This window comes from Corynebacterium axilliensis, assembly GCF_046097495.1.
GTDB lineage: Bacteria > Actinomycetota > Actinomycetes > Mycobacteriales > Mycobacteriaceae > Corynebacterium.
The window spans coordinates 948,185-961,720 of sequence record NZ_CP175768.1; the positions used below are offsets into that span (position 1 = coordinate 948,185).

Sequence of the window (13,536 nt, forward strand, 5' to 3'; positions counted from 1 at the left end):
TTAAAGGTTGTGGTTCTCGTTGACGATCTTCTGGATCTTTACCCAGTTGTAGACGCCGCCGACCACGGCGACGACGAGGCCAATGGCCATCCAGGTCCAGAAACCGGTAAGCGCCCAGCCCAGCAGAATGCCGCCGCCGATGCCGCCCACCACGGCAATGGCGCCGTTGCGGGCGTGGGTGCGCACCGCCTGCTTGCGCTGCTCAATTGGATTATTGGGGCGTCGCTGCATAGTCATGCCGTCAATCCTACAAGCAAACCGGACAGCACTCCGGCAAGGCCTCAGTGCCGAGTGCGGAAGACTCGCTGGGGGCTAGCGAGTGAGCTCTACCCAGGCGGTCCCGGCCTCCTGCGGGGCGACCTCACCCTGGGTGAGCGCGGCCAGCGTGGCGGTGAGTTCCTCCTCGCCGCCGGGCGCTACGGACACGGTGTAGGTCACCGCCTGACCATAGGCGGTATCGACAATGTCTACGCCGCGGTTGCGCAGGTCCGCTTCCAGGCGGCCGGCATCGGCGTGGGAGACCTCCACGGTATACAGCTCCCGCAGGGCGCGGGTGACGCGCTCGACCTGCTCCATCGTCTCGCTCACCGCACCGCCGTAGGCGTGGACCAGCCCGCCCGCGCCGAGCTTGATACCGCCGAAGTAGCGCACCACCACCGCGCAGATGTCCAACAGCCCGGAGCCTTTGAGCACATCCAGCATGGGCTTGCCCGCGGTGCCGGAGGGCTCACCATCATCGGAGGAGCGCTCCACCGGGTTCGCTGCCTCAACGTGATAGATGTACGCCGAACAGTGATGGCGCGCGTCGGGGAAGCGCTCCCGGGCGGCGTCGATAAGCGCGCGTGCTTCTTCCTCATTCGTCGCGCGCCCGATGAGGGTAATGAAGCGGGAGCGCTTGATCTCAATCTCGTGCTCGTAGAGCTCGCCGGCTACTGGGCGCTGATAACTCTCCAGCATTACGCGACCAGGAAGTCGTACTCGGGCGTGCCGGGCTGCAGCTGCTGGCAGTGAATCTTTGATTCCTCCATGCGCGCGAGCAGGCCCGCGATGTCCCCGGCGGTGCCCAGCTCAATGCCCACCAGTGCCGCGCCTGTCTCCCGGTTGTTGCGCTTGAGATATTCGAACAGCGTGATGTCATCGTCCGGGCCCAGAATGTCCTGCAGGAAGTGGCGCAGCTGTCCCGGCTCCTGGGGGAAATTCACCAGGAAGTAGTGCTTTAGGCCGCGGTGCACCAGGGAGCGCTCCATGATTTCGGCGTAGCGCAGCACGTCGTTGTTGCCGCCGGAAATCACGCATACCACGGTCGAGCCCGGCTGCAGGCTAAGCGTGCGCAGGCCGGTGACGCTGAGCGCGCCGGCCGGCTCCGCGATAATCCCCTCGTTTTGATACAGGGCCAGCTGCTCCGTGCACACCGCGCCCTCGGACACCGTGTCCCAGTGAAGGCGGCCCTGGTTGGCCTCAAGGATGTGGTAAGGCAGCGCGCCGATGCGCTTGACGGCGGCGCCATCAACGAAGGGATCGACGGTCTCCAGCGTCACCGGCTCGCCGGCGGTAAACGCAGCGCTTAACGACGCCGCCCCGGCCGGCTCAATCCCCACCACCGCCGTGCGCGGGGCCATGTCCGCCAGGTAGGACGTGATGCCGGAGATGAGCCCGCCGCCGCCGACGGGCACCACGACGGTGTCGAGGGCCTTGCCCAGAGAGGACAGCTGGGAGACGATTTCTGCGGCGACGGTGCCCTGGCCGGTGACGGTATCGCGGGCGTCGAAGGGCTCGATGAAGAACGCGCCGCGCGCTGCGGCGTCGGCGTGTGCGGCCGCGGCGGCCTCGTCAAAATTGGCGCCGGTGACAACGAGTTCCACCCAGTCCCCGCCGTGGATAAGGATGCGGTCGCGCTTCTGTTTGGGCGTGGGCTCCGGGACGAAGATTTTGCCCTGGATTCCCATGGTCCGGCACGCGTAGGCCACGCCCTGGGCGTGGTTTCCTGCCGACGCCGTGACGATTCCCTGCGCGCGCTGCTCGTCACCGAGGTTGGACATGCCGTAGAGGGCGCCTCGGATCTTGTAGGAGCGCACGTCCTGCAGGTCCTCCCGCTTGAGGTAGACCTCGTAGCCGGTCTCCTGGGACAGGCGCGGGCAGTATTGCAGCGGGGTCGGGGCAATCTCCGAGCTAATGCGCGATTGAGCCAGCTGGATGTCAGAGGCGTGGACGGGCTCGAAGGCTTCCAGGGTGCTACTCATGGTGGCTCATTCTAGCCGGTGGGTCAGCCCGCAGCGCACATTACCTAGTGCTCGACCGGTTAACCCGATGTTTACCCAAATCTTCACTGCGCGTTACTTCTTTGCCCACGCTTCGTGTGCTCGTCACCGTAGTGTGGTTCGTGCTGCTCTCCGCCCCTTCGGCGGGGAGCTCTCTCACCGTCCGTTTTCTCACTCCACAGATTCCACCCGGAACGTATCTCACAAGGAGCCTAAAGCATGTCTCGCTCTTTCCCCCGCCGCGCTCTTACCCTGTGCGTGGCTACCGCCACCAGCCTGAGCCTGGCCGCCCCCGCCGCACACGCGGCGATTGTCAGTGACGTCCACGAGCACTCCGCTGCCGACGCGTCCGTGAAGCTCTCCCCCATCGGCACCTACGAGTCCGGTGTGTACGAGGAGTCCGCCGCCGAGATCGTCGCGTTCCACCCGGCCTCCCAGCGCATCCTCACCGTCAACGCCCGCTCCGGCAAGATCGACGTCCTCGATGCCGCCGATCCGACCAAGCCCACCCTCATCGGCTCCATCTCCGCCGGGGAGGACAAGGAGATCAACTCCGTCGCCGTGCGCCCGGATGGCCTGGCCGTGGCTGCCGTCCAGCAGGCAGACAAGACGGAGAACGGCGAGGCGCTGTTCTTTGACGCCGCCGCCGAGGACCTTGAGTCCTCCATCCTGGGCCGCATCACTGTCGGCGCCCTGCCCGATAACGTGCACATCACCGCCGATGGCGGCCACGCACTGCTGGCCAACGAGGGCGAGCCGTCCAACGAGCTCAACACTGAGGGCACCGACTACGTCACGGACCCGGAGGGTTCCGTCTCCGTGATCGAGCTGCCGGAGGGCGTGGAGGCCCCCGCCGAGTCCGCCGCCCGCACCGCGGATTTCAGGGCCTTCGACGGCCAGGAGCTGCCCGCCGGCGTGCGCGTGTTCGGACCCGAGGACCACGATGCCAAGCCCTCTATCGACTTCGAGCCGGAGTACATCTCATCCCAGGACGGCACGGCCTACGTCACCCTGCAGGAGGCTAACGCCATCGGCATCATCGACATTGCCTCCGCCACCGTGGAGAAGATCGTCCCGGCTTTCGTCGCCGACCACAGCACCACACCGATCGATCCGTCCAACAAGGACGACATGGCCGAGCTGCGCACCGTGCCAGTGAAGGGCCTGTCCATGCCGGATTCCATCGGCGCCTTCACCGCCGGCGGCCAGACCTACTTCGCCACCGCAAACGAGGGCGATGCCCGCGAGTGGGGCGTGAAGGAAAAGGACGGCGGCTCGGGCGTCTACACCGATGAGGTGGAGCTCAAGGACCTCATTGAGGACGGCAAGGTGTGCGAGGGCGCGCTGGGTGATGCCAACCTGGAGGAGCTGGCTGACAAGAAGCAGGCCGGTAACCTGAAGCTCACCAACGCCTCCGGCTGGAACGAGGAGAAGGGCTGCTTCGACGAGCTGTTTGCCTTTGGTTCCCGCTCCTTCAGCATCTACGACTCCGAAGGCAACGTTGTCTTCGACTCCGGCTCCGAGTTCGAGGAGATCACCGCCGAGCTCAACGAGGCAGGCGTGTTCCACCACAACGCCAGCAACGATTCCGCCGAGTTCGATGACCGCTCCGACAACAAGGGCCCGGAGCCGGAGGCGCTGACCATCGGCACCGTGGGCGAGCGCACCTACGCCTTCATCGGCGCGGAGCGCGTCGGCGGAATCTTTGTCTACGACGTCACCGACCCGCAGAACGCGAAGTTCGAGACCTACGTCAATAACCGCGACTTCTCCACCGACGAGTTCGCCGACGCCGGTGACCTCGGCCCGGAGGGCTTCGCGTTCGTGGACAAGAAGGACTCCCCCAACGGCGAGTACCTCCTGCTCGTGGGCAACGAGGTCTCCGGCACCACCACTGTCTTTTCTGTCGAGGACCTGCTGGCTTCCGACGAGGATGACGACGACAGCAACGACAGCAACGACGGCAAGGTCAAGGGCGACGACGCTGCAAAGCTCGCCAGCTCCTACTCCTCCCGTGGCTTCCTGACGGGGTCCCTCATCAGCATCATTGCGGGTGTCGCCGTGGCTGCCGGTGTCATGACCAACCCGGCTATCCGTGACTTCGTCCTCGGTGCCGTGCCTGCGGAGCTGCGTGCACAGCTGGAGAAGTTCCTGTAAGCACACGCCCAGCCGGGCAGGCTGCTACATTGAAATGAGCTTCGACTAGCTCCCTACACCTGTCGTACCTTCAAGGAGAATTTCCGCTATGCGTCTTTCCACGTCCCTCGTTACGGTCTGTGCTACCAGCCTGGCATTGGTCACCCCGGTTGCCAGCGCCGCGGACACCACCCCGACGCCTGCCCCGGCAACCGCTGAGTCTGCCCCGGCGGCCGCCGACGGCGCTGCGGACAGCACGGCAGAGGCCGCCGCAGACAGCGCCGCTGACGCCGCGCAGGATTCTGGCCAGGAAGCTAACCAGGACGCTGAGAAGACGGACCCGGCCAAGCCGGAGTCCTCCGCTGATGGTTCCTCCGGCGAGGATTCTTCCAAGAAGGAGTCGTCCTCGTCCTCGAGCAACGGCAGCAACGGCGGAAGCTCGCTCAACGTGGGCCACGTCAACACCTCTGAGCTCTCCCCGGAGTGCAAGGCACAGGTCGACCAGGCTCGGAAGGAGCACGAACAGGCTGTTGCCGATGGCACCGCGGGCTCGTCCTTCATGGGCCCGGAGGAGCTGGCTTTGGGCGTCCTTAACGGCTACGGCTCCTCCGGTATGCCGGCGGTTCCGGACTGTATTGATGCGGAGAAGGAAGCCAAGCTGCAGAAGGAGTGGGACGAGATGCCAGAATGGGTTCAGTCCGCCCGCCCGACGGAGACGTCCAGGGAAATCGGCGCATGGCTGGCCGGCATTGCCTCCTTGTTGGGCGTCAGCGTCAACGTGATGGCCCTGGCAGTCCAGTTCAACCCACAGTTCCGCAACCAGCTGGCCGCCACCCTGCGCTCGATGGGCTTCTACTGGGATAACTCCAAGAAGCACGAGGAAGAGGCAGCGAAGGCCGGCAAGTAGTCGTACCACGCCTGGTCTTAGCGCACCGACGCCAAAGGGCGCTGCGGAATTCTCCGCAGCGCCCTTCCTCTGTTTTCTGACTAGAACAGTTCCTTCGTGGCGATCTCCGCGCCCTCCACGAGGGACTGGAGCTTGGCCCACGCGATCTGGTGGTGCAGACGGCCGCCGAGGCCGCAGTCCGTGGAGGCGATAACGTTCTCCGGGCCCACCAGCTCCGCGAACTGGATGATGCGGTCAGCCACCAGGCGCGGGTGCTCCACCGCGTTGGTGGAGTGCGAGACCACGCCCGGGTAGATGACGGTGCCCTCCGGAAGCGTGTGGTCCTGCCACACGCGCCACTCGTGTGCGTGACGCGGGGAAGCCCCCTCGAAGGAGAAGCCGCCAACCTTGGCCTGCAGGATCTCCTCGATGATGTCCGCGAACGGAATGTCGGTGACGTGCGGGCCGTGCCAGGAGCCCCAGCAGATGTGCAGGCGGGTCTGCTCGCGCGGGATGTCCTTGATGGACTCGTTGAGAATCTCAATGCGCTCGTGCAGGAAGGCCTGAAAATCCTTCACCGTCGGCTCCGGGACCACCGAGTCCCACGCCTCCGCCAGGTCCGGAGCGTCGAACTGAACGGTCAGGCCGGCGTCCGTAATCGCCTTGTACTCCTCCTTGAGCGCCTCGCCGCAGGCACGGACGAGCTCGGACTCATCGTCGTAGTACTTGTTGGGAAGGCGCGCGGCAGCGCCCGGGGACAGCGCGGCGACGAAGCCTTCTGCGCGGTCCGGGAGGGCGTCGGCAAGCAGCTTCACGTCCGCTGCCACCTGGTCCTGACCAATGTAGGTCACCGGACCGGTGAACTCCGGGTTAGCCACCTTCTTGCGGCCGGTGAAGATGCCCGAATCCGGATCGTTGTACGCCTCGGAGAACAGGGCGCGGTCGCGGCGGTCCTTCATCGAAGACAGGCGAATCTTGCCCGGCTCCGAGCGAATCTTGTCACCGATCTCCCAGCGGTCCTTATCCGTCATGGTCAGCCCGCCCAGGCGGGTAAAGGAGTAGTTCCACCACGCGCCGTAGTCCACGGCGCCGGAGGTGATGTGGCCGTACTCGCCCTCGTTAATGATGTCGAGGCCGAGATCCAGCTGACGCTTGACCACGTCCGCCACGGAGCGCTCCAAAATGTCGTGGAACTTCTCCTCGGAGATGGTGCCGGCGGAGCGCTCGAGGTTGGCTTCCAGCAGCTCCTTCGTGCGCGGCAATGAGCCCACGTGGGTGGTGCGAATCTTGTTGACCATGGGAAATCAGGTTCCTTCCTTCTAGACTATGCTGTCTAGAATAGCGTAAGGGACCAGTCCCACGGGATTCCCCAGCACCTTAAATTCACCCGAGGATGCCCGCCCCCATCGTGGCCTTAAGGTCACCCATGAGGTTGCTCGAGCGCTCCACGCGCAGGTGATCACCCAAGACCATCATGGTGGACTCTTCGCCGTCGACCAGCGTGAGGTACACGTCGGATTCACCCTTGTTGTTGACCAGCACCTGCTTGAGCCGGGCAATGTTGTCCATCGTGCACTGGTCCGTGCGCATGGTAAGCCGCAGCGGCAGGCCCGCACCGTTGCCAGGCCCCAGGTCGGGGACGCGGATATCCGAGCAGAACAGGGACATGCGCTCGTCCCGGATCTTCACCTGGACCTTGGCCAGGATGATGTTGTCCTCCGCGATCTGCGTCGACACCAGCGAATAGACCTGGTTGAACACCAGGATGTCCACCTGGGCACCGTTGTGGTCCTCCATGCTGACGATGGCCCACGGGGAGCCATCGCGCTTAGAAAAACGCCTATCCACGCCGGAGATGATGCCGCCAATGACCAGCTCCTGGCCGTTGCCCACCTCGCCGTTGAGGATCTTCGGGATGGGGGTATCAATCTGCGCGTTGAGGGCTTCCTCGAAACCGTCGAGCGGGTGGCCGGAGACGTACAGGCCCAGCATCTCACGCTCCAGGGCCAGCTCGTGCTTGCGATCCCACTGCTCATCCGGGATGTCGATGGCGAACGCGGAGACGGACTCGCCCTCCTCCTCGCCGCCGCCGAAGCCAGCGAAGAGATTGAACTGGCCTTTGTCCGCTGCCTTCTTGGTGGTCTGCACCGAGTCCACCGCGTCCTCGTGGATGAGCATGAGCCCCTTGCGCGGGTGCCCCAGGGAGTCGAAGGCACCGGCTTTGATGAGGGATTCGGTCACGCGCTTGGAACAGGCGGCCAGCTCGATCTTGTCCAAATAGTCAGAGAAGGAGGTGTACGCGCCCTTCTCCCGACGGGTCTTCACGATGGAATCGACCACTTCCCCACCCACGTTGCGGATAGCGCCCATGCCGAAGCGAATGTCCTCGCCCACCGCCTGGAACGTTTCTTGGGACTCATTGACATCCGGGGACAGCACGCGGATGCCCAGGTGACGGCAGTCGGCGAGATAGATGGCGGACTTGTCCTTCTTATCGCCCACGGAGGTCAGCAGCGCGGCCATGTACTCCGGCGCGTAGTAGGCCTTGAGGTAGGCCGTCCAGAAAGACACCAAGCCATAGCCGGCGGCATGGGACTTGTTGAACGCGTAGGACGCGAAGGGCTCGATGGTGCCCCACAGCGCGTCCATGGCCTCCTTGGAGTAGCCATTGTCCTTCATGCCGCCCCAGAACTTGTCGTACTGCTGCGCCAGGACTTCCGGCTTCTTCTTACCCATGGCCTTACGGAAGCCATCTGCCTCGCCGGCGGTGTAGTTGGCCACCTTTTGCGAGATACGCATGATCTGCTCCTGGTACACGATGAGGCCGTAGGTCTCATCCAGGATCTCCTTGAGCGGCTCCTCCAACTCCGGGTGGATCGGAGTGATTTCTTTGCGGCCGTTCTTGCGGTCCGCGTAGTCCCAGTGGGCGTTCACACCCATCGGGCCCGGGCGGTAGAGTGCCAGCGACGCCACAATATCTTTAAAGCCAGTCGGCTTCATGCGCTTGAGCAGCTCCTGCATGCCGCCGGAGTCCAGCTGGAAAATGCCCAGCGTATCGCCGCGGGAAAGCAGGTCGTAGACCTTGGAGGCATTCGGGTCGTCGGCGTGGAGGTCCTCCAGGTGGATTTCCTCACCGCGGTTCTTCTTGATGTTTTCCAGGCAGTCACCAATCACGGTGAGGTTACGCAGGCCCAGAAAGTCCATCTTCAGCAGGCCGATGGCCTCGCACGCCGGGTAATCCCAGCCGGTGATGTAGGCACCGTCGGCAGGGCGCTTCCACATGGGGATGTGGTCCATGAGGCGTACCGAGGCCATAATCACCGCACAGGCGTGGACGCCGGCCTGCCGGACCACGCCCTCCAGGCCGCGGGCGGTCTCGTAAATCTTCTTGACGTCCGGATCCGTCTCAATCATCTGGCGGACCTCGGTGGCCTCCGAGTAGCGAGCGTGATCCGGATCGGTGATGCCGGCGAGCGGGATGTCCTTCGCCATGATGGCCGGCGGCAGGGCGCCGTTGATGCGGTCCGCCATCTGGAAGCCGGGCTGGCCAAAGTGTACCTTGGCGGAGTCCTTAATGGCCTGCTTGGTCTTCACGGTGCCGAAGGTAATCACCTGCGCCACCTTGTCCTCGCCCCAGCGATCCGCGGCGTAGGTGATCATCTCGCCGCGGCGGCGGTCGTCGAAGTCGATATCGATATCCGGGGCGGACGGGCGCTCCGGGTTCAAGAATCGCTCGAAGAGGAGATCGTGCTCAATCGGGTCGATGTTGGTAATGGTCAGCGCGTAGGCCACGAGGGCGCCGGCGGCCGAGCCACGGCCCGGACCAACGCGGATGCCGATGGAGCGGGCATGCTTGATGAGCTCGGCCACGATGAGGAAGTAGGACGGGTAGCCTTTCATCTCAATAACGGAGATTTCGTACTTGGCGCGCTCAATGTACTCCTCCGGCACCTCCCCGCCCGGAAAGCGATCCTTGAGGCCCTCCATGACCTCGTGGGTGAGCCACGAGGTGGGCGTGTGGCCCTCCGGCACATCCGCAATCGGCATGCGGTCGTGGGTGTGCTCCTCCCAGATCTCGCCGTAGTCCTGGACGCGTTCTGCAATCCACAGCGTGTTATCGCAGGCCTCCGGAACCATCTCGTCCCACACCTCGCGCATCTGGGCGGCGGACTTGATGTAGTAACCGGTGCCGCCGAACTTGAAGCGATCCGGGTCCATGAAGGTCTTGCCGGTCTGCACACACAGCATGGCCTCGTGGGAAGGCGCCTGGGATTCCAGCACGTAGTGGCAGTCATTGGTCACCAGCGGCGGCAGGTCCAGCTTGCGTCCGATCTCCAGCAGGCCGTCGCGAGTACGCTTCTCAATATCCAGACCGTGGTCCATCAACTCCAGGAAGAAGTTGTCCTTGCCGTAGATGTCCTGCCACATGGCAGCCGCCTCGAGGGCCTCATTAAACTGCCCCAGGCGCAGACGGGTCTGGACGTCTCCCGAGGGGCAGCCGGTGGTGGCGATGATGCCCTCCGCATGCTCCGCGATGAGCTCGGCGTCCATCCGCGGCCACTTACCCAGCTGTCCCTCGTAGGAGGCCAGGGAGGACAGCTTGAACAGGTTGTGCAGGCCGGTCGCATTTTCCGCCAGCATGGTCTGGTGCAGGTACGCGCCGGAGGCGGAGACGTCGTCACGCTTCTGGTCCGGGGTTCCCCACAGCACGCGCTTCTTATTGAAGCGGGATTCCGGCGCCATGTAGGCCTCGATGCCGATGATGGGCTTGACCCCCGCGCTCGTCATCTTTTGGTAGAAGGCGTTGGAGCCGTACATGTTTCCGTGATCCGTCATGCCCACGGCGGGCATGTCCTGGCGCACCACCTCATCGGCCAACATATCCACCTTGGCCATGCCGTCCAGCATGGAAAATTCGGTGTGGTTGTGCAGGTGGACGAAGGATGAGTTTTTGGCCATGCGGTCATCTTAGCGGGGACGTCAAACCCCCTGCGGCAGCCGCGGTTCTGTAAGTTATGTAGCCGTGCTGTACACCATCGCTGCTTACCTGATGTGGGGCTTCTTCCCGGGTTTCTTCCCGCTACTGCGCCCCGCCAGCCCCTTCGAGATTCTGGCCCACCGCATCGTGTGGACCGCCGTGCTCGTCACCGCGGTGCTGCTGGTCACCGGCGGGTGGCGCGAGCTTAAGGCCTTCAGCCTCAAGATGTGGGGCTGGATGCTGGCATGTGGCGTGGCCATTACCGTCAACTGGGGGACCTACGTCATCGCGGTCAACACCGACCACGTGGCCGATGCCGCGCTGGGGTACTTCATCAACCCGCTGGTCTCCGTGGCCCTGGGCATTGTCTTCCTCAAGGAGACTCTGACGAAGGCCCAGGTGGTATCCGTAAGCATCGCGTTCGTGGCGGTGCTGTGGCTGACCTTTATGACCGGCCAGGCGCCGTATTATTCCCTCGCGTTGGCGTTCAGCTTCGGCATCTACGGCCTGCTTAAGAAGCGCCTCAACGTCTCCGCCATGGGCTCGGTGGCCGCGGAGACGCTCGTCATGCTGCCGTTAGCGCTCATCTACCTGGGCTACCTGCACGCGCAGGGCCAATCGACGTTTAGCAGCGAGGGCCCCGTACACATCCTCCTGCTGGTGACCTCCGGCCTGGTGACCGCGCTGCCCCTTTTGTGCTTTGCCCAGGGCGCGAAGCACCTGCGCCTGTCCACCGTGGGTATGTTGCAGTACATGACGCCCATCATGCAGATGCTGTGGGCGCTGTTTATCACCCACGAGCACATGTCCACCGCCCGCTGGATCGGCTTCGGCATCATCTGGGTGGCGGTCATCATCTACCTGGCGGACCTAGTGCGCAGGGGCCGCGCTTCACGACGTCTCACCTGCCACTCCCCACACGCCACCACCGACGAGACTGCCGCCTAACTGCCTAACGCTTCTTTCGCCGGCGCAGCTCCTCGCGGGCCTTACTCGCCCTGGCGCGCTTGGCCGATTCTTCCTTGCCATTCAGCGCCCAGCGCGGCATGAGCACGGCCAAGGCTATGCAATAGAGAGCCACCATGGCGCAGATTGCCAGCGTCATCCTATCGGTGCCGAGAAACCCCAACGCGATGGTGGCCAGCGCGGTGATGATCGCTCCTGCCCACACCAGGATGTAGGCAAAGCGGTAGTTAGCGGGCCACGTGGACGTGTCCGGGTACAAACGCACGCTGAGTCTCCTTTTTCTCCAGTACTTGCTACTTAGCTGCCGGCGGATTCGCTGGCGACGTTGCCACGCGGGCGCACACCAAAGGAGCCCCACGCGGCATCGGCAGGCGCCACCTCTACGCTGTCCACTCTGGGGTCTGCGGCGATGGCGCGCAACTCCGCGCCGGCGGAGTACACCACGGCGGAATCGACGTTGCTCGGTGGCGTGCCGCCCGCCTGGCTCGCCGCAGCGGCCACGCGGTCCAGCGCCGTCTGGATGACGTCTCTGCGGTCCGCCCCCGCGGTGGGCTCCGGCACGGCGACCGGTGCCGCCAGCCCGATGACGATGGCATCCATGCGCTGCGCTGAATTCAGGACGTCTGCGGTCTCTGCCGGCGACAGCGATTCCTGAAAGTTGACCAGGGCGTAGGCCGGCTGATCCGCCTGCGCCAAGGATTCTTCGGCGCGGTTGCGGTAGTCGGCGGCGGTCTCGGAGCCGTCCGGGCCTAATTGGTCGCCCTGCAGCGCCGTGCTGGGCTGCGTGCCGAACACGCCAAAGGCCAGCACCACCGCCAGCGCCACGACTGCCAACAGCGCCAGGGCAGCGACTCGGCGGCGCCGGTAGATGCGCTGGCTGGTGGCTCGTCTGTTGCTCATCCGCGCAGGACCTCAATGGCGTGCTCGAGGTCGTCTGGGTAGGGAGCTGTGCACTCGAACCACTTGCCGGTGCCTGGGTGGGTAAAGCCCAGGGTCACCGCGTGCAGCCACTGGCGAATAAGGCCTACGCGCTGGGCCAGGTTCGGATCGCAGCCATACATCGGGTCCCCCACGCAGGGATGGCCGGTGGCAGACATGTGCACGCGAATCTGGTGGGTGCGGCCGGTCTCCAGGTGAACCTCGAGGAGGCTGGCCTCGCGGAAGGCCTCGAGCAGCTTATAGTGCGTGACCGCCGGCTTGCCGTCCTCCACCACGGCGAACTTCCAGCCAGCCGACGGGTGGCGCCCAATCGGGGCGTCGATGGTGCCGACGATCGGATCCGGCAGGCCTTGGACCACCGCGTGGTAGGTCTTGTCCACCGTGCGCTCGCGGAAGGCAGTCTTCAGCTGGGAGTAGGCGCGCTCGCTGGCGGCCACCACCATGACTCCGGAGGTTCCCACGTCGAGGCGGTGGACAATACCCTTGCGTTCGGTAGGTCCGGCGTCAGCAAGCGTGTAGCCCGCCGCCCGAAGCCCACCAATCACGGTGGGTCCCTCCCAACCCAGGGTCGGGTGCGCGGCCACGCCCACGGGCTTGAACACGCAGATAACGTCCTCGTCCGCGTAGAGGACGTCCATGCCTTCCACCAGCTCTTCCTTGGGGATAAGCGGCTCCTCCGGGGCGGGCATCATGACGTCAATCCAGCCGCCGGCGCTCAGACGCTCCGACTTGCCCACGGCAACGCCATCAATTTCCACGTCGCCCGCCGCGCACAGCTCCGCCACCTTGGCCCGGGAGATGCCCAGAAGCTTGGCCAGGGCCGCATCGGCGCGCATGCCTTCCAGGCCCTCGGGCACGGGCAACCTACGACTTTCACGCATCAGAGCCTTCAGCCTCCTTCCGCTCTGCCATAAGCATCGCGATGATAAAGACCACCACGCCGCACGTAATCGACGCGTCCGCGATGTTAAACACGGCGAAGCTGCCCACGGAGATGTAGTCCACCACGTGGCCAAACCAGAAGCCGGGCTCGCGCACTAGGCGGTCGATGAGATTGCCCAGCGCCCCGCCCGCGATCATGGCCAGGCCTAGCGCTTGCCACTTGTCATGAATCCTGGGTGCAGCAATGGCCACGCCGACAACGAAGGCCAGCTGGATGGTGGTAAACAGCCAGGTGGAGCCCTCCCCTCCCATTGAGAAGGCCGCACCGGGGTTGAACAGGAGATAGAAGCGGAACCAGTTGCCCAGCACGGGCATCTCCTCGCCCTCGGTGAGGATCGACAGCATCAGCTGCTTGACGGCCTGGTCCACTGCGGCGACGGTGAGCACCACCGCGGCCATCATTCCTATATGTCTCCTTGCTTTCACCCGTT

12 protein-coding genes are annotated in these 13,536 nt (G+C 64.5%); 3 read left to right on the plus strand and 9 right to left on the minus strand.

Annotated features, from left to right (window positions below; genetic code table 11):
* The 3 genes from ACKFR8_RS04595 to ilvA all read right to left on the minus strand — a co-directional run bounded on the left by ACKFR8_RS04595 (position 1) and on the right by ilvA (position 2,240).
* Entirely contained in the window at positions 1-237 is a 237-nt protein-coding gene (locus tag ACKFR8_RS04595) for a hypothetical protein (RefSeq protein WP_296131276.1), read from the minus strand.
* Positions 238-312: 75 nt separating this feature from the next.
* On the minus strand, positions 313-957 hold the full coding sequence (locus ACKFR8_RS04600) for a YigZ family protein (protein ID WP_408930700.1): 645 nt from the start codon (positions 955-957) through the stop codon (positions 313-315).
* Complete coding sequence (gene ilvA, locus ACKFR8_RS04605) at positions 957-2,240, minus strand: threonine ammonia-lyase IlvA (RefSeq protein WP_408930701.1); 1,284 nt, start codon at positions 2,238-2,240, stop codon at positions 957-959. The genes ACKFR8_RS04600 and ilvA overlap by 1 nt, the downstream gene beginning before the upstream one ends.
* A gap of 237 nt (positions 2,241-2,477) precedes the next feature.
* Between ilvA and ACKFR8_RS04610 the strand changes: the two genes are divergently transcribed.
* The gene (locus tag ACKFR8_RS04610; protein ID WP_408930702.1) at positions 2,478-4,415 is read left to right on the plus strand and encodes a choice-of-anchor I family protein; all 1,938 of its coding nucleotides are present in this window, start codon (positions 2,478-2,480) and stop codon (positions 4,413-4,415) included.
* Positions 4,416-4,503: 88 nt separating this feature from the next.
* Positions 4,504-5,301, plus strand: coding sequence for a hypothetical protein (locus ACKFR8_RS04615; protein WP_408930703.1), 798 nt, complete (start codon positions 4,504-4,506; stop codon positions 5,299-5,301).
* An 80-nt stretch (positions 5,302-5,381) separates the two neighbouring features.
* On the opposite strand, the gene ACKFR8_RS04620 is transcribed toward ACKFR8_RS04615, so the two are convergent.
* Positions 5,382-6,578 carry a cobalamin-independent methionine synthase II family protein gene (locus ACKFR8_RS04620; protein WP_296135015.1) on the minus strand — a complete coding sequence of 399 codons (1,197 nt, stop codon included), beginning with the start codon at positions 6,576-6,578 and terminating at the stop codon, positions 5,382-5,384.
* An 85-nt stretch (positions 6,579-6,663) separates the two neighbouring features.
* Positions 6,664-10,239 carry a DNA polymerase III subunit alpha gene (gene dnaE, locus ACKFR8_RS04625; RefSeq protein WP_408930704.1) on the minus strand — a complete coding sequence of 1,192 codons (3,576 nt, stop codon included), beginning with the start codon at positions 10,237-10,239 and terminating at the stop codon, positions 6,664-6,666.
* A 64-nt stretch (positions 10,240-10,303) separates the two neighbouring features.
* Here dnaE and rarD point away from each other — a divergent pair, with 64 nt between their 5' ends.
* On the plus strand, positions 10,304-11,206 hold the full coding sequence (gene rarD, locus ACKFR8_RS04630; protein WP_408930705.1) for an EamA family transporter RarD: 903 nt from the start codon (positions 10,304-10,306) through the stop codon (positions 11,204-11,206).
* A gap of 4 nt (positions 11,207-11,210) precedes the next feature.
* Here rarD and ACKFR8_RS04635 read toward each other — a convergent pair whose 3' ends face one another.
* Genes ACKFR8_RS04635 through lspA form a run of 4 tightly spaced genes read right to left on the minus strand, consistent with a single transcriptional unit; the run spans position 11,211 to position 13,504 of the window.
* Positions 11,211-11,489: a permease gene (locus ACKFR8_RS04635; protein ID WP_296134218.1), complete on the minus strand. Its 279-nt coding sequence runs from the start codon at positions 11,487-11,489 to the stop codon at positions 11,211-11,213.
* Positions 11,490-11,521: 32 nt separating this feature from the next.
* Complete coding sequence (locus ACKFR8_RS04640) at positions 11,522-12,124, minus strand: hypothetical protein (RefSeq protein ID WP_408930706.1); 603 nt, start codon at positions 12,122-12,124, stop codon at positions 11,522-11,524.
* The gene (locus ACKFR8_RS04645) at positions 12,121-13,044 is read right to left on the minus strand and encodes an RluA family pseudouridine synthase (protein ID WP_296134215.1); all 924 of its coding nucleotides are present in this window, start codon (positions 13,042-13,044) and stop codon (positions 12,121-12,123) included. The genes ACKFR8_RS04640 and ACKFR8_RS04645 overlap by 4 nt, the downstream gene beginning before the upstream one ends.
* A complete protein-coding gene (gene lspA / locus ACKFR8_RS04650; RefSeq protein ID WP_373692259.1) occupies positions 13,037-13,504 on the minus strand; it encodes a signal peptidase II in 468 nt (155 codons plus the stop codon). Before lspA ends, ACKFR8_RS04645 begins: the two co-directional genes overlap by 8 nt.
* Positions 13,505-13,536: the final 32 nt, after the last annotated feature.

Excerpts from the sequence above, each read along its gene's own strand:
- ilvA (WP_408930701.1), bottom strand. The coding sequence starts at position 2,240 with ATGAGTAGCACCCTGGAAGCCTTCGAGCCCGTCCACGCCTCTGACATC.
- ACKFR8_RS04620 (WP_296135015.1), bottom strand. The coding sequence starts at position 6,578 with ATGGTCAACAAGATTCGCACCACCCACGTGGGCTCATTGCCGCGCACG.
- ACKFR8_RS04600 (WP_408930700.1), bottom strand. The coding sequence starts at position 957 with ATGCTGGAGAGTTATCAGCGCCCAGTAGCCGGCGAGCTCTACGAGCAC.
- lspA (WP_373692259.1), bottom strand. The coding sequence starts at position 13,504 with ATGGCCGCGGTGGTGCTCACCGTCGCCGCAGTGGACCAGGCCGTCAAG.
- ACKFR8_RS04610 (WP_408930702.1), top strand. The coding sequence starts at position 2,478 with ATGTCTCGCTCTTTCCCCCGCCGCGCTCTTACCCTGTGCGTGGCTACC.
- ACKFR8_RS04645 (WP_296134215.1), bottom strand. The coding sequence starts at position 13,044 with ATGCGTGAAAGTCGTAGGTTGCCCGTGCCCGAGGGCCTGGAAGGCATG.
- ACKFR8_RS04595 (WP_296131276.1), bottom strand. The coding sequence starts at position 237 with ATGACTATGCAGCGACGCCCCAATAATCCAATTGAGCAGCGCAAGCAG.
- ACKFR8_RS04615 (WP_408930703.1), top strand. The coding sequence starts at position 4,504 with ATGCGTCTTTCCACGTCCCTCGTTACGGTCTGTGCTACCAGCCTGGCA.
- ACKFR8_RS04640 (WP_408930706.1), bottom strand. The coding sequence starts at position 12,124 with ATGAGCAACAGACGAGCCACCAGCCAGCGCATCTACCGGCGCCGCCGA.
- dnaE (WP_408930704.1), bottom strand. The coding sequence starts at position 10,239 with ATGGCCAAAAACTCATCCTTCGTCCACCTGCACAACCACACCGAATTT.